The sequence below is a fragment of the Trichocoleus sp. ST-U1 genome, from assembly GCF_039961835.1.
GTDB lineage: Bacteria > Cyanobacteriota > Cyanobacteriia > Cyanobacteriales > FACHB-T130 > FACHB-T130.
The window spans coordinates 37,962-64,459 of sequence record NZ_JAMPJZ010000026.1 but is presented as its reverse complement, the minus strand read 5'-3'; the positions used below and the strand labels follow the sequence as shown (position 1 = coordinate 64,459).

At 46.0% G+C, this 26,498-nt stretch carries 23 protein-coding genes, 1 tRNA gene and 1 pseudogene; 14 read left to right on the top strand and 11 right to left on the bottom strand.

The features are described 5' to 3' along the window. From NDA06_RS12125 to NDA06_RS12115, 3 genes and pseudogenes are all read left to right on the top strand, one after another. Positions 1–97, top strand: a pseudogene (locus tag NDA06_RS12125) (IS5/IS1182 family transposase); the annotation flags it as partial. Between the two features lie 77 nt (positions 98–174). Continuing rightward, on the top strand, positions 175–1,128 hold the full coding sequence (locus NDA06_RS12120; protein WP_190985479.1) for a DUF3578 domain-containing protein: 954 nt from the start codon (positions 175–177) through the stop codon (positions 1,126–1,128). A 123-nt stretch (positions 1,129–1,251) separates the two neighbouring features. Beyond that, the gene (locus NDA06_RS12115) at positions 1,252–3,222 is read left to right on the top strand and encodes a hypothetical protein (RefSeq protein WP_190985480.1); all 1,971 of its coding nucleotides are present in this window, start codon (positions 1,252–1,254) and stop codon (positions 3,220–3,222) included. 92 nt (positions 3,223–3,314) lie between these two features. On the opposite strand, the gene NDA06_RS12110 is transcribed toward NDA06_RS12115, so the two are convergent. Next, positions 3,315–4,133 (bottom strand): DUF3598 family protein, encoded by an 819-nt coding sequence (locus NDA06_RS12110; protein ID WP_190985481.1) that lies wholly within the window; start codon positions 4,131–4,133, stop codon positions 3,315–3,317. 46 nt (positions 4,134–4,179) lie between these two features. Then, positions 4,180–5,082, bottom strand: coding sequence for a permease-like cell division protein FtsX (locus NDA06_RS12105; RefSeq protein ID WP_190410872.1), 903 nt, complete (start codon positions 5,080–5,082; stop codon positions 4,180–4,182). Between the two features lie 178 nt (positions 5,083–5,260). Here NDA06_RS12105 and NDA06_RS12100 point away from each other — a divergent pair, with 178 nt between their 5' ends. The 4 genes from NDA06_RS12100 to NDA06_RS12085 all read left to right on the top strand — a co-directional run bounded on the left by NDA06_RS12100 (position 5,261) and on the right by NDA06_RS12085 (position 8,611). Then, the gene (locus tag NDA06_RS12100) at positions 5,261–6,136 is read left to right on the top strand and encodes a GNAT family N-acetyltransferase (protein WP_190985482.1); all 876 of its coding nucleotides are present in this window, start codon (positions 5,261–5,263) and stop codon (positions 6,134–6,136) included. A 125-nt stretch (positions 6,137–6,261) separates the two neighbouring features. Then, complete coding sequence (gene def / locus NDA06_RS12095) at positions 6,262–6,825, top strand: peptide deformylase (protein ID WP_190410870.1); 564 nt, start codon at positions 6,262–6,264, stop codon at positions 6,823–6,825. 17 nt (positions 6,826–6,842) lie between these two features. Further along, positions 6,843–7,037 (top strand): hypothetical protein, encoded by a 195-nt coding sequence (locus NDA06_RS12090; RefSeq protein WP_190672969.1) that lies wholly within the window; start codon positions 6,843–6,845, stop codon positions 7,035–7,037. A 215-nt stretch (positions 7,038–7,252) separates the two neighbouring features. After that, the gene (locus tag NDA06_RS12085; protein WP_190985483.1) at positions 7,253–8,611 is read left to right on the top strand and encodes a PrsW family glutamic-type intramembrane protease; all 1,359 of its coding nucleotides are present in this window, start codon (positions 7,253–7,255) and stop codon (positions 8,609–8,611) included. Positions 8,612–8,668: 57 nt separating this feature from the next. Here the strand turns inward: NDA06_RS12085 and NDA06_RS12080 are convergent, their stop codons facing one another. The 6 genes from NDA06_RS12080 to NDA06_RS12055 form a co-directional block, all read right to left on the bottom strand. Beyond that, a complete protein-coding gene (locus tag NDA06_RS12080) occupies positions 8,669–9,727 on the bottom strand; it encodes an alpha/beta fold hydrolase (protein ID WP_190985511.1) in 1,059 nt (352 codons plus the stop codon). Positions 9,728–9,915: 188 nt separating this feature from the next. Continuing rightward, positions 9,916–10,524 (bottom strand): exopolysaccharide biosynthesis protein, encoded by a 609-nt coding sequence (locus NDA06_RS12075; RefSeq protein ID WP_190410868.1) that lies wholly within the window; start codon positions 10,522–10,524, stop codon positions 9,916–9,918. A gap of 922 nt (positions 10,525–11,446) precedes the next feature. Continuing rightward, positions 11,447–12,070 (bottom strand): hypothetical protein, encoded by a 624-nt coding sequence (locus NDA06_RS12070; RefSeq protein WP_348251733.1) that lies wholly within the window; start codon positions 12,068–12,070, stop codon positions 11,447–11,449. 122 nt (positions 12,071–12,192) lie between these two features. Further along, on the bottom strand, positions 12,193–13,830 hold the full coding sequence (locus NDA06_RS12065; protein ID WP_190410866.1) for a CHAT domain-containing protein: 1,638 nt from the start codon (positions 13,828–13,830) through the stop codon (positions 12,193–12,195). A gap of 363 nt (positions 13,831–14,193) precedes the next feature. Next, positions 14,194–16,560, bottom strand: coding sequence for a protein phosphatase 2C domain-containing protein (locus NDA06_RS12060; protein ID WP_190985485.1), 2,367 nt, complete (start codon positions 16,558–16,560; stop codon positions 14,194–14,196). Positions 16,561–16,713: 153 nt separating this feature from the next. Further along, on the bottom strand, positions 16,714–16,953 hold the full coding sequence (locus NDA06_RS12055) for a DUF6737 family protein (RefSeq protein ID WP_190410864.1): 240 nt from the start codon (positions 16,951–16,953) through the stop codon (positions 16,714–16,716). Between the two features lie 356 nt (positions 16,954–17,309). Between NDA06_RS12055 and NDA06_RS12050 the strand changes: the two genes are divergently transcribed. Next, on the top strand, positions 17,310–17,657 hold the full coding sequence (locus tag NDA06_RS12050) for a hypothetical protein (RefSeq protein WP_190681945.1): 348 nt from the start codon (positions 17,310–17,312) through the stop codon (positions 17,655–17,657). An 85-nt stretch (positions 17,658–17,742) separates the two neighbouring features. After that, positions 17,743–18,015 carry a hypothetical protein gene (locus NDA06_RS12045; protein ID WP_190410862.1) on the top strand — a complete coding sequence of 91 codons (273 nt, stop codon included), beginning with the start codon at positions 17,743–17,745 and terminating at the stop codon, positions 18,013–18,015. 80 nt (positions 18,016–18,095) lie between these two features. Here the strand turns inward: NDA06_RS12045 and NDA06_RS12040 are convergent, their stop codons facing one another. After that, positions 18,096–18,440: an NAD(P)H-quinone oxidoreductase subunit M gene (locus NDA06_RS12040; RefSeq protein ID WP_190410861.1), complete on the bottom strand. Its 345-nt coding sequence runs from the start codon at positions 18,438–18,440 to the stop codon at positions 18,096–18,098. Positions 18,441–18,574: 134 nt separating this feature from the next. Then, positions 18,575–19,120 carry a 3-isopropylmalate dehydratase gene (locus NDA06_RS12035; RefSeq protein ID WP_190429652.1) on the bottom strand — a complete coding sequence of 182 codons (546 nt, stop codon included), beginning with the start codon at positions 19,118–19,120 and terminating at the stop codon, positions 18,575–18,577. A gap of 371 nt (positions 19,121–19,491) precedes the next feature. Here NDA06_RS12035 and NDA06_RS12030 point away from each other — a divergent pair, with 371 nt between their 5' ends. The 4 genes from NDA06_RS12030 (at position 19,492) to NDA06_RS12015 (ending at position 25,481) form a co-directional block, all read left to right on the top strand. Continuing rightward, complete coding sequence (locus NDA06_RS12030) at positions 19,492–20,385, top strand: hypothetical protein (RefSeq protein ID WP_190985487.1); 894 nt, start codon at positions 19,492–19,494, stop codon at positions 20,383–20,385. Positions 20,386–20,868: 483 nt separating this feature from the next. Further along, positions 20,869–21,129, top strand: coding sequence for a hypothetical protein (locus NDA06_RS12025; protein WP_190432645.1), 261 nt, complete (start codon positions 20,869–20,871; stop codon positions 21,127–21,129). Positions 21,130–21,348: 219 nt separating this feature from the next. Continuing rightward, positions 21,349–23,577, top strand: coding sequence for a GAF domain-containing protein (locus NDA06_RS12020; RefSeq protein ID WP_190985488.1), 2,229 nt, complete (start codon positions 21,349–21,351; stop codon positions 23,575–23,577). A 221-nt stretch (positions 23,578–23,798) separates the two neighbouring features. After that, positions 23,799–25,481 carry an AarF/ABC1/UbiB kinase family protein gene (locus tag NDA06_RS12015; RefSeq protein WP_190985489.1) on the top strand — a complete coding sequence of 561 codons (1,683 nt, stop codon included), beginning with the start codon at positions 23,799–23,801 and terminating at the stop codon, positions 25,479–25,481. A 103-nt stretch (positions 25,482–25,584) separates the two neighbouring features. Here the strand turns inward: NDA06_RS12015 and NDA06_RS12010 are convergent. After that, positions 25,585–25,657 (bottom strand) — tRNA-Glu (locus NDA06_RS12010). Between the two features lie 292 nt (positions 25,658–25,949). Here NDA06_RS12010 and NDA06_RS12005 point away from each other — a divergent pair. Then, a complete protein-coding gene (locus NDA06_RS12005; RefSeq protein WP_190426015.1) occupies positions 25,950–26,441 on the top strand; it encodes a hypothetical protein in 492 nt (163 codons plus the stop codon). The last annotated feature ends 57 nt before the right edge of the window (positions 26,442–26,498 follow it).

Sequence of the window (26,498 nt, the reverse complement as noted above, 5' to 3'; positions counted from 1 at the left end):
TTTTTCAGGACGTTATCGCAATCGCAGGCAGAGATTTGGTTTGCGCTTAAACCTAATTGCTGGCTTGCTGAACTACGAACTGGCACATGCCTCCTGATTCATGCAGGAGGTCTAATCTTGAACCAATCTGGTAACAACTAGCATAAATGAAATCTAGCTGAGGAATTAGTACGAATGCTAGAAAACATAATTGAGAGAGTTTTATCGGAGTACTCAATCGTTAGTAAAGAAAATTTTAAAAAGCATTTATTTGCTAGTTATCTGAGAAATGATGTACCAGTTTCGTTAGATACTTATCTAAAGCTTCCAGATATTTATAGCATCGAAGCATCCCCAGGAAACGGCTCATGGGCAAATATCCCTTGGATTGCTATTTTCAACAAGCTCGTCACAGAAAGTGTAAGGTTTGGTTTTTTCGTTGTCTACCTTTTTCGTGCTGATTTTTCTGGTGTCTACCTATCACTTATTCAAGGTACAGCATCTCAGAAAGAGATTTACGGACTCGGACGTTCAAAAGAAGTTTTGCGAAATCAATCCAAGATATTTAGAAGGATGATTTTGACGAAAATTGATATAAATATTTATGAGAAAATTGACCTTAAGCTTGAAGCAATTCCTAAAGAAACCACTGCTAGACGATTAGGACAAGCTTACGAAGCAGGTAATATTTTAGCTACTTATTATTCTAGAGATGCGTTACCATCATCTCAAAAAATGCTTGAAGATTTATTGAGATTTATTAATATCTATGAAAAATTAATTGAAAATCAACCTTCTGAGGCTCCGGGAAGTGATTCCTATTCTGAAGAAGTTTGGCTGGAAGACTTAACAAAGTATAGGATTCATCGAAGAGTAGAGAGAAATCAAGCTCTGTGTAAGAAAGCAAAAGAAATACATGGATATATATGCAAGGCTTGCGGATTCGATTTTGAAAATCGTTACGGAGAAATTGGAAGAAACTATATAGAGGCTCATCATATTGTTCCAATTTCAAGTTTAGAAAAAACTAAAGTTCAGCTAGATCCATCAAAAGATTTTACTGTTTTATGCTCTAACTGTCACCGCATGATTCACCGAATAAAACCTACCCCAAGTTTAGAAGAGTTCAAAGCAATAATCAGAACATAAAGAAGACTATTAAGCGATCGCTTCCATCTTGCCCAAAGCGCGATCGCGTTTATCTTGCCCAAAGCGTGATCGCTTCTCTTTACTTATGGCAAAATCGGAGCAGCTTAATTACCTCTGTTGCTGATGAAACGGTTTTTTATTTTTCGTCACGCGGTGATACCATCCGTACTGGCTGTAGCAATATTGGCTTGCAACGCCAAAACCACTCCCTTATCTAAGGCAAATACACCCAGTTCAGACGCTTCTCCCTCAATTAGCAAGGATGCAAATGGCTTAGTTCAGATTCAGCCGCTACCCGTTGATGGAAAGTTTCAGAACCAGTGGACACCTGAACTGGAAAAAGAGTTTCAGCAAAGAGCGAATGAGGTTATTCGCTACTACACGGGTAAAAAATATAACAACAACAGTGGGGAAAACGAAAAGCAAACATATCCTCTTGCCATGTTTGACTTTTTAGCTGGCAAGCGGGAGAAAGCGATCGCCTTCTTAGAAAAGGAAGACAAACAAGCCAAAGATAACGCCCACACTGACGGTATTGACTATTACTATTCTTTTACTCTCAAAGGTCAAGTTAGAAAATATTTTTTCTTTAGCAAATTTCTAGATTCTTCTTACAAACAACGGATGTTTGACGGGGCAAAAAAATGGACAAAGCAAGATCCGAATGGTCGCCCCCACCCAATTTACGGGAGAGGTCGTGGCGGTGATGGTTGGGGGCCAGATGTGCGCGGTAGCTGGGTAGATGGGCGCAATACCGATAATCTTAGAGCGATGCGCGAGATATCGGTTTATTTAATGGCGGAGGAAACGGGTAATGAAGAGGTGCGCCAGTTATACAAAAAGAAAATTCAGCGATATGTCTGGGCACTTTATCACATCGGGATGGGCGAGTGGGATTCAGAAAATTACCACGGTCATACTCTAGCTGCATATCTGAATCTCTACGATTTTGCCAAAGATCCAGAAGTCAAACAACTTGGTAACGCTGCTCTTGATTGGCTTTTCGCTGCTGGAGCAGTGAAGTATTATCACGGCGGTTTTGGAGGGCCAACGAAGCGAGATTATAACAAAAGTAATGTTGTTTATGGTTCATCTGCCGCTCGTTTACTCTGGCTATATTTTGGGGATAATTCGCTGCCTAATCCTAAACCAGAACACGATTCAATTCACGTCATTACTAGCGCTTACCGTCCCCCACTCGCAATTGTGGCATTAGCTCGCAAGCAGTTTAAGAAGCCGGTTGAACTACTCGCTACAAAACCAGTTTATGAAAATTGGAAGCCTGGAGGAGAAGACCGACCGGGTTATTGGGAAACTACATTTTTTGGCAACACTTATCAGATGGGTAGTATAGCCGGTGAGTTTAGCGATGGTGATGTTGGCCCTTTCAAATTGATGGCTGAAAATTCTAAGCGAGGGGTTGATTATTTTGTCGTTAACACGGGCGACGACCGAATGAAGTCCGGGAAAAATCCAGGCGATCAAATAGGGCAATACCGCAACTTAGCGCTTTGGCTACGACCTGCTTCTGATAAATCCTTTTTTTTACAGTTACCTAAAGCAGCGAAAATGGAAATAGAAGATAACCTTTGGTTTATTAAATTAGAAAATACTTGGTTAGCCATTCATCCAATTAATCTTAATTCTTCTACTACTGAAGTTAAAATTCAAGATAAGAAAGCGGCGCAGCTTTATCAAGATGAAAAGATATTAAAAGTAACCACGACAGACAATCAATATGCTGGCTTTGCTCTAGAAGTAGGCGAAGCAAAAACGACGGGTAGTTATGAAAATTTTAAAAAAGCTGTAAAGACTAAGATTCAGCTAGATTTAAGCTTAATAGCAACGGGCACCGTGCAGCTCAAAGGAACAACTGGCGATACTCTCAAAATCACACATAATTCTAAGAACGAGCTACCAATTCTTATCCGGAACGGCGTCCAGCATAACTGGTTTGAAAATTTTGAACTCTACAAGTCGCCTGAAGGGAATAGCCCTATTTCTCTTGGCTGGAAAACAGGAAAACTTCGTGTTGAAGTGGGTGGTTCAGTGTTTGAAGAGACTGTTTCAAAGGATGGGAAGGTGAGTTTTTAATTATCTTTTAAACGCAGAGGTACGTGAAGGTTCACGCAAAGGTTCACAAATTTAAAAATTTTTCTGTGCTTCTGTGCGATTAACTGTGTTTGTTACACTTTGCGCTCTGTAACTAGGGTAAGGCTAATCCATTCTCCTTTATCGCTATAGCGGCGAATCATTCGCTGACGCAAATCAGGCTTCAATAACCAACCGACTTCTAGAACAAAAGATTGACCCGTTTTTACTTGCAGCGGACAATTGGAAGAGGCACCATCCGGTAAGAATAACACTTGAACGGCTTGGGAACCTTGCTCGAAGCGGAGAATGTTACCGTTCATTCTTGCAGTTGAGGTAAAGATGCGATCGCCAAAGCTCAATTGCTGAATTATGTTTCCACTCTCTTCATAATCAACTTTGAGCTTGGTGGAATAAGTATCGGGTGAGCGATAATCTGGATAGATTGTTACTGCTTCTCCCTGCCATTCTCCTATCAGTTGGTCTAGGGTTAGATGTGGTCGCTCCGGAACGTCTGAATCAGCTAGCTTTTCTCGAATTAAGGTAATTTTATCTAATTGGCTATCTCGATTAAATATCTGCACGAGACGCAGACGCCGGTTGCTGTCAATTAAGCCGAGTTCAGCTCCAAATTCGGAAAAAGGAGCGAGTTGAATCGAACCTTGGGAAAAAGCTCCATTTTCAAAAAATAGAACGCTTTTTCCTAAAGAACTATATTCGAGAACTTTCTCATCGGGGGGTTGACCGGGTGGTAAGCGGCGAATGATTTGGCAAATCGTTTGGTTATTATCCAAACCTTCCAGGGAAACAACGCTAGGAGTGTCTTCCAGTAATTCTCCCGTGGGGGAGAGACGGGTAAATGAACCTTGCCATTCTCCTAAATTTTGCAGCAAACGTTCCCATTGTGATGCCATAAAAATTTTGAATTTTGAGTCTTGATTTTTGAGTTTTAACTGCTAACTATCGCAAAGCAAAGCGGCGGACAGCAAACAAACTTCCCATTAAGCCGACTGAACCGCCTAAACAAAGCAAAATTAGCGGCAACATTAAAACTTGTAGAGGACTTAATTGTAGTCCGTTCGCCAGAAATTGAATAAAATCGGGTTGGGCTGATAACAAATTGCTCAAAGTACGCTGGATAGTGCTAATCAGAATCCAAGCGATCGCTGCCCCAACTAAACCAAAGCTAATGCCTTGTAATATAAACGGTAGATAAATCCAAGCTGTTGTTGCTCCCACCAGTTGCATAATCTCGATCTCACGCCGTCGCGCCATCACAATCAGGCGAATCGTTGTGGTAATTACTGCAACTGCGGTCATCGTTAGGACAGTAGTGATCGTAAGACTGACATAGCTCAAACCTTTATTGAGCTGAGCCAGCCGTTGTACCGCCTCATCGACATACTGCACGTCATCTACCCCTGGTACTTTCCTCAGCTTCTGCGCCAAGACAGGTACTGCCTCAGAAGTCCGCGCCTTGACTTTCAGCTCATCCACCAGAGGATTCCCTTCGAGTTGCTGGGTGGCACCATCAATCTCTGACATTCCCAGCTCTTTGACCAAAGATTCCCAAGCTTGCTCTTTGGAAATGGTTTTTACATCGACCACTTCTGGCATTTTTCCCACGATTGGGGCAACAAGTTCCACCCGCGCTCCGGGATCTAAATATACCGATACTTCCAACTGGCTCCCAAATTGAGTCAGCAGGCGTTCTAGCTGCCAGGATGCCTGTAAACTCATGCCGAATAGGAACAGCAAAACGGTAACGGTACTGATTGCCGCCCAATTCATCCAACCTCCACGCCGCAATCCCAGGAAGGTTTCGCGCAGCAGGTAGTCTAGTTTGCTCAGGAATTTAAACACGAATTTTCTCCTCAACCACAGGCATCATCAGAGAGTTTATAGCATGGGCGTTCGATTCTTTGAAGAATAGATTTTAGAGCTGGATTAGATTCTACTCTCCCGAACTGCTCCCGCTTGCCTTGAAAGTCTAAGACGTTGTAGTATTTGTAGTATGAAGGTTGATAATTATGCTTAAGTTATGAATCAGTATCGTTTTAAACGGTCATTCTCTACTGACTCCAGTTTAAGTAATAAGTTATTTGAATTGGTTGAAATCGTATTTCCTGGACTAGGGGAATTAACAGAATGCGGGAGAAAACTAGGTGCAGCTTGGGAAGATGCTTCAACTCCGTTTATTCGCTTCCATGAGGACATAGCTATTACCCATATAGGAGTGTTAGAAATTCCTATGCAAATTATGGGACAAAAGGTGAAAGTGGGGGGAATACATGGAGTCTGCACGCGGGCAGAATTTCGTAGGCGCGGCTACTACCGCGAAGTAATGGAGGAGGTGCTGGAATATTGCGATAAACGCTATGGAACGCTGGTATTGACAACACCGAACCCGGAGTTTTATACGCCTTTCGGCTTTCGGGAACTCGAAGAATACGTGTTTAAAATTAGATGGGATTCCCAGAGCGGCAGGGATAGTTTTAGAATCCTGAATTTTGATAATGACAAGGATTTAAAATTGCTACATAGACTGTTAGAAACGCGGATACCAGTTTCTAATATTGTTGGAATTGTGAAAGAGAAAGCCGTATTTTGCTTCAATGAAGGAAGTCGCCCTATATACTATGCAGAAGATTTGGATTTAATCGCTTGCATGGAGATAAAAGAGACTCAACTCCACCTTTTTGATATCGTGGCAACGCAGATATACCCATTGAAAGAAATTATCGACAGAATACCCCAAACCATTGAAGACATCACGATATACTTTAGCCCTGAACTTTTGGATGCAGGAGATATCAGGGCGTTTCCCCACGCATTTGATGAGACGGTGCTAATGGTGAAGGGGAAATTTGCGGCAGAGGGAGAAAAATTTATGCTACCGCGTTCGGCGCGTTGTTGATGAAAGTAGGTGTTGGGGAAGAGAGTAAGTGAGTTAAGTAGTAAGGGAGGCAACAACTGAGAACTGTTAAGATAAAAAAACTCCACCCATTGAACATATAAGCTGTATCTGCGAGCCAGAATGCTATGACGACTGAAGTTGCCGTCGAAAAGAAAAAGTTAGAAAAACCGCCATTAGAAATTCACTATATGGGCGATCGTGTCCTGCGTCAGCCAGCTAAACGTATTGCCAAGGTAGACCAGGAAATCCGGCAGCTGATTCGGGAGATGCTGCAAACCATGTACAGCGCAGATGGCATCGGTTTGGCAGCGCCTCAAGTGGCAGTGCAAAAACAGCTAATTGTCATTGACACCGAACCGGATAACGCCGCTAATCAGCCTTTAGTGTTGATTAACCCGACTATCAAGAAATTCGGGCGCGACTTGTGTATGTTTCAAGAAGGCTGTCTTTCTATTCCTGGCGTTTATATCGACGTGAAGCGCCCGGAAATGGTGGAAGTGGCTTTTAAGGACGAACAGGGACGCCCCCGCACCATGAAGGCGACTGGGCTACTCTCCCGTGCCATTCAGCACGAGATGGATCACCTCAATGGCGTGCTGTTTGTGGATCGGGTGGAAAATGCGATCGCTTTGAATGAGGAGCTGAAAAAGCATGGCTTCTCTGCTCAAGCTGTCAAGCCAGTAGCTTAAGGATATCACCGCTCATGATGACGCCGAAAAGTGGTGTATTTTTGCTCGGTTCTTGCGTAGCAGCGATCGCTGCCGTTGGCTCCATTTTTGAACTCGCTTCTGGAAACCCTGACTTGGGCAACTTGCCCACCGGGATCATCCTGGCTGCCAGTATTCCTCTCGTAGGATTGCTGTTCTATGCCGCAGTTCGGGAAGCAAACTCTCACCAATAAATAGCATTGAATCAGGGTGATAGAAATCAACAAAAATCACCTCAGAAAGCTTGAGACCCGGTTTCTTGAAGAAATCGGGTTTCTTCTGATAGGGTTTTTTGTGATGATGTGCTGAGTTGTTAGCTTTTAGCCGGAGAGATGGGGTTAATCCCAGCCTCTACAACTCCCCACTAATTGCTAAGCTATCGCTAATCGCTTTCTCGCAATCTACTAAAATGACAGGCCAGAGCTACACAAGTGGGTTTCTCCGGCTGCTTTCTACTGGTGCTGCTGGTACGCCACTGCCCCCATACTTGCTTCCGCTCGATCGGGAGGTTGTGATTGGGCGCGAACCCAGTTGTCAAATTGTGTTGGATTCTAACCAACATGGTGTTGTATCCAGGCGTCATGCGGCAATCCGTCCCCTTACTCAGTCGGGAGTAGCATCCAGTTGGCAAATTTGCGACCTCAACAGTGCCAATGGTACCTACGTGAACGGGAGACGCTTACAGGGATGTCAAATGTTGCACGCAGGCGATCGCATTGAGTTGGGACAAAACGGCACAGAGTTTATTTTTGAGTTTCAAACTCCCTCAATCAGAACTCAACTGTCGTCTCAGCCATTCGCACCAGTGCAGCCATCCCAGCCGGAAGGAGTGACATTTACCCAGTTATTTCCGATTTTTTCCACCGGACGAGATTTAACGAAAAAAGCTTATCTAGTACCGGGGATGGTCACAGTCGGATTTGTGGTCTTGATGTTTGCCGCTGTCGGTGAGTCAGTGGTATTCAATCTGTTACTGGCAGCTTATCTGGCTTGGGCAGCTTATTACTTTGTCTACCAACTTTGCGGCAAGCATAAGCCTTGGTGGGTACTCCTGGGTTCAGCCGTCACAACCGCCTTGATTTTAGTCAGTCCTGTCTTACTAGCTTTTATCTATGTTTTTCGCCGTGTTTTGCCCGGAGACGTAGAAGCGGTACTCCGAGGTTCGGAACAGGTTAGTTTGATTGACTTTCCCAGTTTGCTGATCCGAATGTTTTTCGGGGCAGGATTAATGGAAGAGTTGCTCAAGGCGTTGCCGGTGCTGGGATTGTATTTAATTGGGCGGGGATTTCGCTCTCCCTTGCGCGATCGCATTGGCGTCTGGGAACCCCTGGATGGAATCCTGCTGGGAACCGCCTCAGCAGTTGGCTTCACCCTGTTGGAAACACTGGGTCAATACATCCCCCAGATTATCCAAAATGTGACACTACAAGCTGGAGAAGGTGCTGGAGAATTGGTGGGATTGCAACTCCTGATTCCCCGAATTTTAGGATCGGTGGCAGGACACATGGCTTACAGCGGCTATCTAGGCTATTTCATTGGGCTGAGTGCCCTAAAACCCAAGAAGCGCTGGACAATTTTGCTGATTGGTTATCTGACAGCATCAGGACTCCATGCGTTGTGGAACGCTACAGGCGCTGTCAGCGGCTTGTTGTTGGCGGTGGTGGGAATCATTTCCTATGCCTTTTTGACCGCAGCAATTCTCAAAGCGCGGGCTTTATCTCCAACGCGAAATTCAAATTTTGCCACCCGTTTTACTGCCCCGCCATAGTTAGTAGTGCAATTAAAAATTAAGGATGTAAAATGGCAACTCTTACATTTTGCATTTTTAGTTTTTAATTTCCTTATACCATTCTAAAATTCGATTCCACGCCCACCAGGGATCGGGATCTCCTATTTGACGCTGACATTCCCGGCTACTGATGTAGCCTACATGACCACCATATTGCGTCAGCACTAAAGTAATGTCAGGATTGCGATCGCTAGCCGCTTGCAACTCAGGCACAATTGAAGGGTCAAACATCGGATCGTCAGCGGCGTACAGAATTAGAGTCGGTTTTTTCAGGTGAGGCAACAGGTGTAGGGCACTGCTAGCGTCATAATACGCTTCGACAGATGGAAAGCCCAATCGCCCGATTACCAACTCATTGTCAAAGCCCCAAATGCTGTTAGCCCGCTCAATCGCTGCGGGATCGATGGCTTCAGGATGAGCATGATGAACGCGCCAAGCCAGTCTTTTTAATTCTCGCGCGATCGCTTGTTCTAAATACTTACCCAACGGGTGTTTCACCAAATAGGATAGGGAACGGTTAGAATCCAGGCTAGGACAAATCACCGCAGCCCCGCCAATCTCCCTTTCCTCCAAACCTAATTCCTGTCCTCTCCCGGTTAACAACTCCTGTGACGCTTTTACCGCCCATAGCGCCAGTTGCCCTCCCAACGAGTAACCCGTGAACCAGAACGGTGCAGGACAACCCATCGCCTTAGCTTGGGCAGCAATGCAGACAAAATCTTCTCCCTCGTACAAGCCATCAGAAGTCAAGGTCGGAGACAACTGAGCGGTTTTCCCGTGGGCACGCCAATCAAATAGCACTACTGCATAACCTTGTGCAAATGCCTTGCGCCCCAGCAGTCTCAGAAACCATTGATTCTCCAAATCGCCGGTAATGCCATAAGTCCCCACAATCGTACCGTGAGGGCGATCGGGGATAGCAACCCAGCCATAAATCGGTACGCCTCCGGCACCTGTAAAAGTTGTCTCCCGGTAACTTGGCTCCCGATCTACAGTCGTCTTTTCCCACTCGCGACCCGCCTGCAAAGCAGTATATAAGGTCATTGACAGACCATTTCTCAGCAACCAAGGCGGTGTATAGGACAAATTCGGCATCAACAAGCGCATCTGTGGAGTTCTGAGCATGAGCTGAGCATTACTTAATACAGCTTAACAAAGTAATGCTGGGTGCCTACATCCTAATTGAGATAGTGAAAAATAATCATTCTAGAGGTATCAAGATATGCGCCTTTACACTTCTATCTTGTAACCCCGAAGAACGAGAAAGCTCTAAATTATAGAATTTACTGAAACAAGCTTTGCAGCATCGAACTTAACGCTTGCCACAACGTCCCAGCAGCCACTGCAAACAACAAAGTAATCGCAGCAGTTAATCCATAACTGAAACACATCAGCAAACCATCGGCTTCTAGCATGGCAATGACGAGTAGCAAAATCCCAATTGTTGGAATCGGATTCGTAAAAGGGATGGGTAACATCAGCAACACAGACAGCCATGCAATACAAAGCCCGTTTAATTGCCAAATTTGAGGATTTTCTGCGATCCAGCGTAACCGGGGACGAGTCACTTTCTCTAGCACTCCTGTGACTCGTTGCAGATTTTTTAAAAGTTGCTGGGCAAACCAGCGGGGAAATCTGAACTGGCGAATTCTTTTGGGTAGCCAAGGAAAACGTTGCCCTAAAGCCATTTGCAACGCTAATATCAAGCTGCCGCTACCCAATATCACTGTAAATCCGGGTGGCATCGGAAACAGAAACGGCAAAACAAGTAATGCAATAACTAAACTAAAGCCCCTTTCAGAAGTTTCTGCCAGAACATCCGCTAAAGTTAACGGTTTATTCGCTAACTTCTCTAGAAGAGACTTGATATTTTGAGAGAATCTGAGATGCATGGGGTGTTAAATTCTCGGCTTTTAGGTCAACTTTTTTTCAATAAATAAATATCTCTTCTAATTTTAATGTAAAGTAAGATTGCTTTTTTCAACTGCGCTTAACTATTGGTCAGAGAAAAAAATGCAGTGGTGAAAAGCAGATCAACCCCTGCTTTTACGGGCAGAACAATTAAATAAATCCCACTAAATAGGGATGTTATCGAGGGGACTCTCATTACTTGGTATAGCAAGAGATGTTTGCACAATTACGAACCCCTACCTTATTTTAGCTAGCTATTCTGTCGGATGAGAATATCCTAGGAGATACTCAATCTTGCAGTTGCTTACTCACTTAGGAACAACTAGCTATGCCAGCAGGAAGAAGTGCTGTTGACTTCCCGAAGTGGGGGTATTTTAAAAAGGGCGAGCAAATTTTTCAAACGCCTGACTTCGCCAAGTCTCAACTACTCTAACAACAGAGCGAAAATACCTCTAACGATTGGTGCGTATCCTTTCCAGGGATTCAGTAATGGGGAATTATTGTACCAGACCAGAATGCTCCTTAACCAGTAGAAGCGATCGCCTGCCGGGGTCAGAAAAAAATAATGATGTTTTGTAACAAAAATTCTAGTTCTTGCATAAAAACCAGAATTTGACCGATATCTATACAGAGGGGACGGGTCTACTGATAAGCAGACCCTCGTTAACAACCCTCCAATCCTCTCCCACGTCGTCCATAGGAGCCTCTAGAATGACTGATTAAATGAACTGTTGGCAAAATGCCATCATCGATGTGTTGGCATCGATCGGCACTATAAGGCAGCCAGGAATCGAAGTACACCTTCCTGATTCCCTGTTTGAGACTCTTTGGGATTATTCTTAAACGCCAATCACAACCAAAATCACGCTCGATATTACGCAGAGAATAAATCCGATAAAGTGTCTACTCAGGGGACTTATTTTGTGCTGAAGAATTAAGGTCGTTGAATTGTCTGAGTGCATACCGGGCAACTGCTAAACTCAACCGTGCCCGTTCGCTTTCCGATAACTCATCCCACTCAACTGGGCGGGCAATTTCAGCTTCCGAGCCTCGCATGGCGGAAGCCAAAGGACGCGCCCATACCTGCAACACATCTTCTCCCCATTCCGGCAGCAGCTCTTGAACGCACTGTACCATCTGATCCGCGATTGACAGAGGGCTTGATACAACCTGTTGGGCTTTGTGAGCGATCGCATCCAGCCAAGCTTGGGGAACGCGGGCAGCAAACCGCTCGCTTAAACTAGATGTCACTGCGATCGCTGCTGTCGGCACAACTGCCACATTTGTATTTGCCCAGCATTCATCGAACTTTGCATAGAGTGCTTGCGACCCCCTACTGATTTCTTCATCTAACCATCCCTCAAGTTCAAACTCTTGTTCCAGCTCTGTCCAATAGGCTTCTACATTTGGATCGGCTGGATTCCAGGGATAGGGAGCTTCTTCAGGCTGGAGGAGTGCCTCTAGTAGTTCTGCTTGCACTTGAGAAAGAGAATTCTCATAAAATCCTTCGATTGATTTCCTTGCCATCATGATGCTCCTGTGTATTGATATACCGTTCTTGGCAGGGGTAGCTACAGCGGCACTTTGGCGAGTTCCGTAAATATTATTTAGCACTCAGTATTCTGTAGGGCGATTACTTTTACCGTACCCTAGCACTTCGTACTATCTTGAATAATGAACTCCCAAGTTTGACCCTGCATACTCCCAAACTTTATCTGGTCTCCCGATTGCAAAGGCACTTCCGGATGATAGACTTTCTGCCATCCACTCGGTCTTAAAATGAACGTGCCGTAACGAGATTTATCTTTTAGAAAGTAAGTAAGTTTACCGTCTGGGAGAGCATCACAAATAATTTCAGCGTGCTGCCGAGAAACTTCCTGTTTTTCAATCACCAAGTCGTTTCCCTTAGGATTACGCCCCACTCGCAAACTCGTGCCACTAATTGGCGAAACTTTGCTGGTTACTCCTAACGGACGAAGATAGGCAGAGGGAGTAGATAAATCGTGCCCGGATGACTTCACATCCACCGGCAGTATCGTCACTTCCTCGCCAATTGGTCGAATCAACTCACCCTCAAAATCTGGGTGCATATACAGAACCGGCAAAGTCCAGGCTGGTTGGTTGAACTTGTAAAGCGTCAACAACTTTTGCCTTGCTACCGCCACCGCCTCATCAATGGGCATCCGTGCTGCCAGAGCTTGTGCAAAAGCCTGAATAAACGACAGAGCCTCCTCGTCGGCAATCGAGTCGCGCATTCCCAAAACTGCTGGAACACCGTGATGAATTAATACCTCTGCCAAACTGCTGCGCGGCAAACTTTGTTGGTTGTGCCGCTCTGGTTGAGCGCCCCAACAAGCATTAAACACCGCTAGCGTCACCTGACAGCGAACCAAAACCTGGGCTAACTCCGTGCCATTGATTCTGGCATCCGGTCGCAAAAACAGTAATCCACCATCCGCTGCTGGAATGCCATGACCGGCATAGAACAAGATGTTGTAATTTTCTGTTTCCAGACGTGAAATCAATTCTGCTTTTGTAGGTTGTAAAAGCGTATCTACCTGGCACAGAACTGTTGCACCAGTATGTTCGCCATCTGGGTGTAAGTCTGGTCGTCCGCAGCGTTCCAAAATATTAGCCAGCGCCTCCGCTTCTTGTTCCAGCTGCAAGCTGGGAGCGACTTCGCTTTCTGTATCGTGTCCCAGTACCAACAGGATGTTTAAAGCCTGCTCTAAGCGCTGGGGTGGAAGCGGGTCAACCGCATTGCTGGTACGACTAAACAATAGTTGTTGTGATAGAGAAATCGCTTGTTTCCCTGGTTCGGGCTGCATAATTTCCCAAGGCACAGGAATTAAGTCTGGGTCTCGAATTTCTAAGCGCAGCCGCAGACGTTTTTTTTGCCCAATTGCAATTCCCTGGCTTTGAGCGAAACTATTTTGAATTTCCCCGTCAAATAACCACTTCCAGAGGCTAATCCCTAAATCTTGCATCAAACGAGCCGTATACGGAAGTGCTTGACCGTTGACATTCAGGGCGTCGAGTGGCACTGTCAAGGCGGGAGGGTTTGCCTGATGTACCAGCGGAACATCAGGGAGTCCCCGTGGGGAAAACATTTCCTGCCATGCCAGCCACTTTTGGGTCAACATTTCAGGCCACGTACAGTCATGCAGAACGTGACCACCCGGACAGGGTGCTTTCATCACCCAAATGGCAAAATGTTCTGCCCCAAGGGAAGTTTTGGAGAGCCGATTGATGGCTAAACTGAGGCAGGGATTCTCAGACTGGGACATTCTAAAGACATTAACCTTAAACCTAGCACTATACGAGGTTTTTTATCAGTCTACCCGAACAACAGGGGAATACTCACCGAATATTCTTCACTCGCTCTTATCACCTCAAATAGGGTAAACAAGGTTATTGAAGAGATATTTTAGCTTTAGCGATTCACTATCAATCGTTTTTGGGCAGTGAATCGTGAGTAATGGGTGGCAAGTCTCTGGCGGTCGTCACTGGCAGCAAAAGACAACTGACCTAGAGACGCGATTCATCGCATCTTTACCAATTGACGAATGACTCCCAACTAGCAACTACCCAAAAACACCTAACCCTGACAAAAACCGAAGTCCTAACAATTAAAGGCTAGCAACTAATTGCTATTTAGAGGGGGACGAAGTGACGGTAGGTGTTGGAGAAGCAGCCCCAATGGCACATTCGCCCAAATTAGCCGATGTTGGTGCGAAATTTGGATTAATTACAGGTAAAACGTCGGATTCTCGAATCCAGCCAATTTCTCCTGGTTTTATTGGGCGATAGGTCACTTCAGGGATGGCTCTTGGGTTTGGGGTGCTGGAATTAACTTGTTCAGGGGGAAGCTGCGGATTGGATGTAGGGAGCGTTGAGCAAACTTTTACCTGTAGCCAGCTGTCAGGGTCTTGATTTCGTTGGATGGAGCTGACTTGCAAAATACTCCCATCTAAAACTAACCCGACTACAGATTGGTTTTGGGGTGCCTGGGCACCACGTCGCAGCAAAACAGGAACTTCTTTTCCCTGAACGTTCTTGGTTGTGGAACGGGTGGTTTGGAGCAGCAAGCCAGCCTCTAAAGAGGGCACAGAGGTGGAAGGAGTCACGACAGGTTCTGCCGATGGAGATGAACTGGCTGCGGATGGTTCAGGACTAGGGCTAGAGGGGGGTGTCAGCCCGATTAGAGGCTTGACCCTGTCTTGGACTTCTGGAATCAACCAATAAGCGATCGCTCCGCTGACACCTGCTAACAGAAGCAGCACCAGAAGGAGCGGCAAAGGACTCCTAGTAGTAGACTGCGGTGAAATGATCTTGGTTTTGATTCTGGAAGCAGATGCAGATTGAGAGCGCACCGAAGCCGCTGGAGCCGGAGTTGGAGCTGCGGGTGGAATGGCTCCCATCTGTAGTGCTGTGACCTGTTGCCCAGTTTGAGCTGATGCCACTTGGCAGTAGACCAGGGCTACCGTAACGTTGTCGTGCCCGTTTTTGGTGTTGCCAATTTCAATCAGCCGGGTTCCGGCGGTTGACAAATCAATCTGACCTTCTAGGATTGGCAGAATCTCTGTTTCCCAGTATTGCTCTACTCGGTCATTGTCACTCAGACCATCCGAACAGAGAAGAAAAACACCGTCTTCATCTAAAACAAAGCGCTGTACGGAGGGGTGCAGGGTTGCTGATGAACTCATACCCAACGCCTGAACGAGAGAGCCAGCGCCGGATTGTTCCACTGCATCCCGGTAGAGGGCGTATCCGAGCCGCACCTCCCGCGAAGCAATATCATCATCTAGGGTGATCTGCCGACACCCCGTGCGAGTAATCCAGTAAGCTCGACTATCTCCCACATGAGTGATATACATTTCATGAGCGTGGGCTAACGCCATCACCAACGTAGTGCCCATGCGTTGCCGGTCGAGCCGCTGTTCCGTGTCGTTGCGCTGGCTGATAACATCATTGGCAGCACAGGCAAAGTTTTCCAATTCTAGGGTAAGAGCGGTCGGATTTAAAGGATTGGCTGGATTCGCCAGCAGACTCTGTACTCGCTCTTGGATAGTTGCAATTGCCAGATGGGAGGCGACTTCCCCGCCTTCATGTCCCCCAATACCGTCACAGACTATTGCCAAGGGAAGGGAGGGATTGGTACTGCTTGGACTGGGGGGATAGCAGGCATCCTCATTTTGCCGACGAGTTGGCCCTGTATCGCTGCGGGTAACAATTTGATAGGTGCAAGATTGCGATCGCCCAATGGTTTCCATTGCCTCATCCAACAGCCCCACCAGCTGCTCTGCCGTCTGTACGGCTCCTTGGTTGAGCTGCTGACAAACTTGTTCCAAAAATTTTCCAATGGTTGGGTGTGAAGCGGCGACCCATTTAGACCAAAGTTGACCTAAGTTTTGCAGCGTTACCGGGGAGCTTCGATCCGCCTGCAATATCAATAACCGTAGGATGGAACCTTCTACTCGCAGCAGCGCTGGTGTCAACAAGCTCGACCCTACATGATTGATTTGCAAGGGTTCCCACAAATTTGCCATCTGCCATAGCCAAGTCAGCTGGCGCATTGCCGAGGCATTTTTCCAGACGCTGGTTAGTTCTGGCATGAGAGTGCCTTCCCCGTTCCCGCAGCTGTAAATCGGTACCTGCTCTAGCAGCCAAGTTTCAGCGTTACGCTGCCCTTCTGTTGGTGTCAGAAGTCCGTATAGTTGGGGAACGTGCAGCTGATAGGGAGACAGCTTGAGATACGGCATGAGGCTGTTGGATATCTCCGGCAGCATTTCCGGGGACAAAGCCGGTTTGGTATCTAAAATGATGCGATCGCTTTTCAGCAAATATCGCTCAGCAATCAGATCCCCAGCTTTGTAAGCCTCTATCCCTTCACCAACTGCCCATAAGTACCGTTTGAGCAGCGGCGTGCGGCATTTCTGACAAAAGTTATGGCTCTGGGGATTAGGAGCCTGACAATTGAGATTCGAGCAGTAAAGCGTTGCCGCAGAATTGTTCATGAAGGTTATGCGCTCCCATCAGCCTGTTGTGATTTGACTTGCTGTTACCAGAAGCTACTGAGAAAGGTAGCTCTTTCTCAATTCGCCAAATCTGAGCGTTAATCTGGATTGTAGCCTCTGTCACTCAATAGATTTGCGATCGGTCAATAAAACTCATTCTTCACTTACAGAATTTTCGGTTTGCTGATAATAACGCCGCATTAGTCGAGGCCAGAGTAGCAAAAAGTATGACATCCACACAAGAATGGGAATCGAGACGCCAGCCGTTATCCAAATTGTTTTGGTTAGTGTCCAAGAGGCAGTGATGACGGTAATAGTTGTCAGCAAAATAGACCAAGGCTGACACCACCAAGGTTTATACGTCCAAGGGCTTTCGGGGTCTTTTTTATACACTAGAGGTAAAAAATAATCAAGTTTCTATTTCCAGAGTTTAGCGGTTAAGGGTCTTCTCGTGCTTGGGAAACTGACACTTCGCGTTAAATTTGAATCAGACTAGGCGATGCTTTTTTAAACGTTGGGTAAAATCACTCCGGTTACCAAACTTCAACGGGGGCAGTTTAACTCCTCTTTCAACTCCTCACGAGCGAGGGGTGAAATCCTCCCCTTTCTGGGTAGAGATGGGGAGTCGAGGGTTTACATTTGTTGTCCTGCTTTGATATCGCATTGTGCCCTTTGCAGGTTCTCCAATTTCGCCAATCAAGGATTGTTATTCCAATTTGCTCTGTGTACTGCCACTTTCCCCAATTGCCATGCCCAAGTCCGAAGCTTATACTGCTACAGATCCACCATTTGCAGAGCTTAATTCACCTGCTAGTGCAGAAATTAAGCAATTAATTGACTCTTTAGAGGAGTCTCACCGCCTGCGTTCCAAGATGGTAAATTTGGAAACTTGGGCGCTGGCTGAAACGATGGATCATTTTCTTCCAGGGTTTTGGAGCCGCTTCTTAGAAAATCGCCGCATTGCTCTTAAGCAATTTTTGGAGCAGAAACGAGCGGCTAAATCCCAAGTTGCTGCAAATGCTCAGTCTTTGGATGGTAGCGTTATCAACCCAACTCAGCAAAATTCCCCATCAATGCAGAAACAGACAGAGAGCTGACTTACACCCACAGAAAGAGGCGATCGCACACCCATTTCTCTAATCTAATATTAGTAACATTAAGATTCAAATCTTTAGGAGTTATATGGAAAACCCACCCAAAGATACAACCAATAGAACCACTAATCCGGGCGATAGAATTTCCGATAAACCCGAAACCGTTGAAGAAAAAGCCCAGCAAATTGCGGTGGATGCGCCAGATATTACCGGCGACCATATCGTTGTTCCAACTTACTTTGAAGTGGAAGAGCCGGACGGAGAAAAGAAGGCATTACACCATGTTAAGGATGCCGAGGAAATCTCTGATGTGATTCGCCAAGCTCGCGTTGATGAAAATGGGAATCGGATTTGGCGGTAAATTATCTGTAGTGACCAGTAATTAGTTGTTAGAAAGTTTTCTGATAATTAAACTCAACTTTTCTAACAACTAAAAAAGAATTACTCAGCCGATTGAGTGCTAACCTGAGGCAGTCCCATGCTGTAATTGAGAACGCGGCTACTCAGGTTGTAACTAATTTGCCCCTGCTGTAGCAGGCTTCTCAGGAAATGTTCCAAGTCGGAACCGATACGACGCAGATTATATTCGGTTAAATCTGCACCGTTGTAAGCTTCAACCATCTCATCGAATTTGCCATAAACCTGTTGTAGAGCGTCTTCGTTCCAATTAAATTCATTATCTGGATCAACATCTAGGGTTAATACATTGTCACTCTCGACGAGTTCGTTGTTCTTCACCTCAGCAGTATAGATGCGGATGTGGCGGGTTGTACACTTTAGCAGCATAGTCGTCAATAGTTTTTGGCTTACAGACATTAATAACTATTTTAAAGAATTGTAAAAGCGATCGCGCTTAGATTCAAAAGTTTTGAGTGTTGAAGGATTTAACTCGAAATTCAACACTCAAAATATTGCGATCGCTACCGCGTAGGAATCATCCCCGTTTGCCGAGCATAAGCGAAAATTCCCCCTGCATCAATCACTGGGCCTACATCGCCCAATGGCTGGAGAGAATAAGTTTTACCCAAAGTATGGTTAATCAGCTGATTTTGTTCAAAATCAATTGAAACATCCTGTCCCGTTTCAAATTCATCGCACAACCGCTCAGAGGATTCCCAAGGGTAAAGTTCCCCAGTAGCCGCACAATTGCGGAAAAAGATCCGAGCATAAGACTGAGCTACCACCGCTTTAACGCCGCTAGCACCCAAAGCAATCGGTGCATGTTCCCGTGAAGAACCGCAACCAAAGTTTTCCCCAGCAATAATGATGGGATACTGGGTCTTGATTTCTCCAGAAGCCACAAACTTTCCATAACGATCCGGCAATCCAATCAAGGCATAACTGCCCAACTTTTCGTACTCGTCAGGCTTGGAAGGAACCAGAGTCAGGTATTCAGCTGGGATAATTTGATCGGTATCGATGTTGTCATCCAAAACAAAAATTGCGCCGCGAATCAATGCGCCCATGATTCAGTTCCCGGTTTTTCCAATCTTCTGTTTAGCTATTTCACTTTATCATTCAAGAGTGCGACTGGCTGCTCTGCGACAGATAGCATCTCGCAATGGGAGGTGCTTGCATGCCTCCCAATTGCCTTAACAAAGCCTTCGTAAGCGAACCTCCCGCTCAATGTAGAAAAAATATCTTCTGACAGAGGCATCTTGCCACAGCAAGGCCTTTAGCAATCATCTGCGCTGCTTCAGGAAACTAAGAGCAAAAAAGGAGCGATCGCAGTTGCCGGTCAATTATACTACTCTGACAGAGTCTCTTAAACAAAAAGACTGATACTCTTAAATAAAAAAAGTCAGGTTGAACTACCGGCATCATTTACTCAAACAAAATGGTTGATCCGATGGATGATATCGCCAAACAAGCTCGCCAGGGGAGCGTGGCGGCGATTATTCAAATACTCAATGACAAGCTGGCAGAGGCTGGTGTCAGAACTAGAGCCATTTTTGCCGATGGTGTCTTGCAGCTTTTGTGTGAGGCAGCTACGCCAGATCAACTCGAACAATCTAGCCTGGTACAGCGCATTCGGCAGATTCTGGAATCAATTTCACCGCGAAATATTCGTCGAGTCAATATCAACAGTCGGATTGTCCGAGAGCAACAATTACTCTGGCTAGAAGAAATTCATCGAGATCCGGAGAGTCAGTTACTTTGGGCTGAAGAAATTACCCTTGCCAAGCCGAATGTTTTTCGACGTTTAGGAGAAGATTTCAAGGGACGGAAACCTGCCAAAAAAAGTCAGCCACCATTCCCCCAGCCGTCCTCCCGGTTTGTACGGGAAAAACGCCAATTCTGGCGTGGTATTGTGGGCGGTGCCAGCTTATCGTTACTTTTACTGCTGGTAGGCTGGGCGCTTTATGATTGGCTGGGGCCATTTACGATTACTCGGACGCCAGCTTCTGCGCCAAACTCTCCCCCAACGGCGACGACCGCGCCAGCAACCTCTTCAGCACCTGTGGCATCTAGCACTCAAACAACTGCATTGCCTTCGTCAGATCCTTTTGCAGACGCGGTGCGACTGGCGGAACAAACGTCAATTGCGGGGAGAAATGCTCAGACTTCTGCTCAGTGGTTGGATTTGGCGGCTAAATGGCAACAAGCTTCCGATTTAATGGCTGCTGTACCCCCCTCTGATAGTCGTTACGGAACGGCTCAGGATCGGGTGGAATCTTATCGGAAAAAGAGTGAAATTGCCCAGCAGGAAGCAAAAAAAAGGCGTTCTTAAACGTCAAACATTGTTGTTCCCTAGGTTGTTCCCTAGAAAAACCGCTGAAAATCACTTCTTTAGTGAGAACCCCGTTTTATTCAAAAAATGAGCTTCTCGTTGCTCCAATGGTTTTTCTGCCGACTACCTGACATTAGACTGGCAAGACTGCGCTAGCGCTACGCCAACTTCTCCTGACTCCTCTTGTTTTAGGGATGAAACGCTTACGGAGGAAGGGGAGAAAAGAAGTTACGTCACTGTGATTTAGAGCAAGTCTGCCATTGAGCTTTATTTAAGAAAAAGCCAATTTGGCATTCAGGTTTTAGTAGATATTTCAGTGATTTCAATCACAAAAGCCCTAACTGGAAATCACAAGAATCAGGATGTATACATCATAAAGTCATTGCCGACAGGGTCACTTAGACAGAAAGATTAGCGTCACCTGATGGCAACTGGATAAATTGGATACTGACCTTGCTGAGCAAGTCGTCTAGGAGGTGCACGATGATTCTAATTCGAGAAGTGGTTCAACAAGCTCTCAGTACTGGTTTTTTGACAGTGGAAGCAGAAGAGCTGCTCCGGGAGATGCTCCAAGGCAAATATGGCTCAGAGGATCTGAAAGCTTTTATGAGCCTACAACAAGCTGCCATGTCTGGTCAGGTGACGCAAGAGTCGCGCGTGCAGCTGGAAGAAAAAATACTGGGGCAGGCTGAGTCGTTGAAACGGTTACCTACAGAGGTACTGGTTACCACTTCTAGAAATTAGGCATTTGAACTGGTAGAAATCTAAAAAATCTGGGAACCCTAGTCTATAGAAGAGTGAGGGTGAAATCTGGTTGCCCCAGTCATGGTTGTAAAAGATTGACAGCGGATTGCTCCCGACAAACGACTGTTTTTATTGCTGCCGTGCCAACGCCTCTCCCTCTATCCAGCAGAGTGTCTTTTAACCCCTGCCTTGATGTCCTCCTAATGAAGCTCGGCTAAGATGAATGATGCACAAGCGGATATGGATGCAGCCACTGCGATCGCAACGCGGATGTCCCAAGAGTTGGTCGCAAAGCGGCACGCTAGCGTTAGTAAAGCGGCTCAGGAAGAGCTGGCGGCTGTCAAAGAGCTGCAAACAGCTGCAACCCTGATGGTAGAGCCTCTCACTTCACCGATGCCCAGTCCAGTTGAACCGGGTTTTATAGAGGAATACAAGGGCGCACTCATGCATTACCCCAGCGATCGCTGCATTCACTTAGGGCAACAGATTACTCAAATCCTTCTGACAACCTCAGCTCCGGAAGCGGTATTGCCCAAAATTGCGGAGGTGGTGGGAAGGAGTTTGCAGGCAGACGCTTGTTTTATAAAAGCGATCGCGAGCCATCAGGCGACGCCACAGGCTGCTTTTTGGTATGCAGAGGCATTTTCAGGGTCTAACGGAACATCCAACGTGGCGGAGGTGGGAACCGTTGAGTTTAAGAGCGTGCGTCCTCTGTCCTCGAAAGGATGGATGCAAGAAAATGCCGTGCTAGAAGAGATCCTAAGCGATCGCCAACCTGTAGCGATTTCGGATACTCAGGCAATTGAAACTGGACGTGCCTGGGAAGATCCGGTACGTGCCGTGCTGGGAATTCAAACCCAATTTCAATCTTCAGCAAATGGGGTGATTGTCGTCGGGCGATCGCAACCCGGCGATTGGACAGAGATTGAAAAAGAATTGCTGAAAGCTGTGTCAGACTCAGTTGCGATCGCCATTTCTCAAGTCCAACTCCAGCGACAGGTGCGTATCGCCGCCCAATACCAAATCCTGATCAACCAGCTGACCTTGGCAATTCGAGCAGGCAAAGACGTGAATCAGATTCTCCAACTCGCGCTTGCCGGTACAGCTCAAGCTTTCCAAGTTCACCGTGGCTTTATTCTACTGTTGAAATACGTCGCTCCCCCGTTGAAAAACCGTTCTTTAAAGCAGATTCCTAAAGCGAAAGTTACGGTAGTTTGCGAATGGTCTTCCCAAAGCAACAGCGAACAACCAGCAATTAAAGAAACAACCGCTTCTGTTTTACCTTCTTGGTTAAACCATTCTTTTGCTCTATCGGAGTGTCACTGGTGCCAACAAGTCTTCATGCAGTCGCCTGAGCTATTGGCGATCGCGAATCAAGCGGATCTCGCTACCAGCAACCCAGCAGACACCTCTGCCAGCCAATCCTCCGACCTGTTTAAAGAAGCCATGCCTGCTCTGCTGATGGTTCCCCTGGAAAGCCAAGGTACCGTGTTAGGGTTCCTGGTGCTACAGCATCATCAGCCTCGTTCCTGGCAATCTGAGGAATTAGAGTTAGTAAAATTAGTCAGCGCTCAGGCGAGTACGGCAATCATTCAAACGCAATCATTACGCCAAGTGCAAGCTCTTGTCGAGGAGCGTACCGCCCAGCTGCAAGGCAGTATGGAAGTGCAGGCAAAGTTGTACGAAAAAACTCGCCAACAACTCGATCAGTTGCGGCAACTCAATCAAGTGAAGGATGAATTCATCAGCAACCTGAGCCATGAGTTGAACACACCGCTCACCACGATGAAGCTAGCGATTCGGATGTTACGTCAAGCCGAACAGTCGCCAGAAAGTCGTGCTAAGTATCTGCAAATGCTGGACGAGCAGTGTACTCGAGAAATTGATTTGATCGCGGACTTGCTCGCTCTCCAGAAACTGGAGTCGAAGAAATCTTCAATTCATCTGCAAAAGATAGACCTCAAGCAGGTTATTCAAGAGTTAGTTGAGCCGTTTGAGCAGAAATGGGTGGATAAAGGATTAACGCTAGCCGTAGAGTTCCCCAAGCGATCGCTAATGCTTCAGACTGACACGGATAGCCTCAATCGCATACTGCATGAGCTTTTGACCAATGCTGGCAAATATTCTGAGCCAGATTCTACCGTTCATTTGCGTGCTACTCACGAGATTAATCCGCAAGGGAATCAGATTGTTCTTTACTTGAGCAACAATGGTCCTGGCATCTCGCCAGCAGAAATGGGGTATATCTTTGATAAATTCCGCCGGGGTAAAGGCATCACCGAACAAGCAATTCAAGGCACTGGGTTGGGTCTAGCTCTGGTAAAGTCTTTAGTACAGCACCTCAATGGTGCGATCGCTGTCTCTAGTTGTTCTACTGAAGATACTCACGCTTGCGAAACCTGCTTCACTCTCACCTTGCCTCAGTCTTTTGACAGCACTCAAGTCTGAAGCCAGAAACTAGACAATCAGACGCCAAATCTGAGAATTTATAAGCTGTTGCACGTTTAACTTGCATATTCTGAAAATAGGGGAAAAGTGGTGAATTCCTCTCTTCTGTTCTTGTAGCAGTTCAGACTGGCTTGCTTCGAGATTTCACGGCTTACTAATTCTTGTAAGGGCTTACCTGCCAAGCACCCCGATTCTGACTCTTGACTTTATTAAGGGATGATATGCTCGCAAAAGCTCCACTAAAACCCCTACGTTGGCAACGAACGAAATATACTGCCCTTGCTCGTCAACTAGACATTTTTGGAGCAGCAGCAGAGTGGGTGTTTTATTTATGGTGGGATAATATCTTTAGAAATACTTCCCCTTTACATAAAAAGCGACGGGCACAGTGGTTAGTTGAAACTTTACTAGATTTAGGTCCCACTTTTATTAAGATTGGGCAGGCATTATCTACCCGCGCAGATTTGCTGCCTCTAGAATATGTAGAAGCGTTGGGGCAGCTACAGGATCGGGTTCCGGAATTTAGTGCCGAGCAAGCAGTCGCGCTGATTGAATCGGAACTTGGTAATTCAATTCATGCTCTGTATCGGGAATTCGATCGTTTTCCGATTGCTGCGGCTAGTTTAGGGCAAGTCCACAAAGCACGGCTGCATACGGGTGAAGATGTCGTTGTCAAAGTACAACGTCCGGGATTAGAAAGGTTATTTAAATTAGATTTTCAAGCTTTGGGTAGGCTTGTCCGTTTTTCGCGGCGCTATATGCCTTGGACAAGAAAATATGAATTAGAAGCAATTTATAGCGAATTCTTTAATCTTCTTTATCAAGAGATTGATTATATTCAAGAAGGTAAAAATGCCGAACGTTTTGCTGCCAATTTCCTCGGTTATCCCCGGATTCTGATTCCGAAAGTTTACTGGCGTTACACAACCACAAAAATTTTAACTGTAGAATATTTACCTGGAATCAAAGTAAGCGATCGCAAAACTATTGAAGCCTGTGGGTTAGACCCGAAAAGAATCAACCAACTTGGAATCTGTTGTTATTTAAAACAACTCTTACAAGATGGTTTTTTTCAAGCAGATCCTCACCCTGGAAATATGGCAGTGAGCCAGGATGGCAGCTTGATTTTTTATGACTTTGGCATGATGGCAGAACTGAAGTCTATTGCCAAAGATCAAATGATTAGAACATTTTTTGCTGTCCTAAAAAAGGATACAGACGAGGTATTAGATACCTTAATTGATATGGGTTTAGTGGTGCCTGTCGCGGATATGACTCCGGTACGAAGGTTATTAACTTTTATCTTAGATAAGTTCACTGAAAAACCGATTGATGTCAAAGCTTTTAGTGAAATGAGTACCGAAGTTTATGCCATGTTTGAGCAGCAACCCTTTCGCTTGCCTGCCCAGATGACGTTTATTTTGAAGGCTTTAACTACACTCGATGGGATCGCTAGGACACTCGATCCTGAATATAATCCAGTAGCAGCGGCTCAACCCTTTATTAAAAGTATCACTGTCTCTCAAGCCAAAGGAAATTTAATCGGGGAACTTGCCCGACAAGCCAAGAATTTTATTGGTTATAAATTGCGACAGCCAAAAGCTTCGGAAATTTTAATCCGGCGCTTAGAAGAACGAATTGAACAGGGAGAGTTACAACTGCGGGTGCGAACCCTTGAAAGCGATCGCATCCTCAAACGGATTAATTTAGCCCTAAAAAGCCTAGTTTATGCCTGTTTAACAGGTTTTACCCTCCTGTCGGCGGCAGTGCTGCTGGCGCTACCTTCCTATAGTAGTTGGGCGATCGCTATTTTTGGTTTATCAGGTCTATGGTTCTTGGTGTTGCTACGCTCTTTATTCAATTTAGGCTTGAAAGAAAAAATAGACAAACTCACTGAAAAATAGCTGTTAGCCGTTCGTTCTTTTCTCATCTAGTAACGATGAGAATTTATTCCCTTAAATTAAAAAGGCAAAAGGCAAGAAAAACTTCTTGCCTTTTGCCTTTTGATACCCCCAGGGGAATTCGAATCCCCGTCGCCTCCGTGAAAGGGAGGTGTCCTAGGCCTCTAGACGATGGGGGCCTGCTCCGTTGCACTTTTATTAATTTAGCCAATTGAAAAGCTTTTGTCAACACCTAAACGAAAAAAATTTGAGCGGGGAGTTAAGACAGGCAATTTCGGAGTTTTGGGGCAGGAGGAGCGCGATCGCGTTAGGCTAGTGGCTGGGTAAGCAGCGAGTGTATGCGGCAATAATTTGCCGCTCCGCGATCGCGGGACGCGACCAATCGGGACGTAATTTTAGTGAAAAGCCCGATCGCGTCAGCTAGAGCTGCTAGAACAATAGTAGTCTTTAATTTCTATCTCCTCACATTCCATGCTGACCCATCACCGCAGACCTGTCTGCCTATCACTTGTATCTACTGATATGCCGGTTTGGTCTACCATTGAAACCGCTGCTACCTTATATCAAAAAGACAAACAGCGCTTTCATCTGCTGCTCACGGAACCAGAAATCCGGGATTGGGAACGCTCTGATGAAGCGCCCGCTGTTGCTAAAGACCAACCGCCAGAAACTCCCAGACTTTTGTGGTTGGAAATTTCCCCTTCTAGGGTGATCATGACCATGCAGGGAAACGGCAAGTTGAGTTATCGCCATCTCTGGGAACGAGGAATTTATGGTCTTAGCCGCTATTGGTTACATAGCGAGTCCTTAGCCGCGCATGGACAGGTGCGTCTGCGAAACTTTACCAAAAGTTTGACTCTAGAAGGGCGTCTCTTGCCAGAACATCTGCGGCTGGAATATGAATTATGGTCGGAAAAAGTCCAGTTGGGGAGCTATATCCTGAATCTGGAGATTCATCATTAGTCATTCGTCCTTAGTTGCGACTCCTCAACTAAGGACGGATGACTAATGACTTCAGAC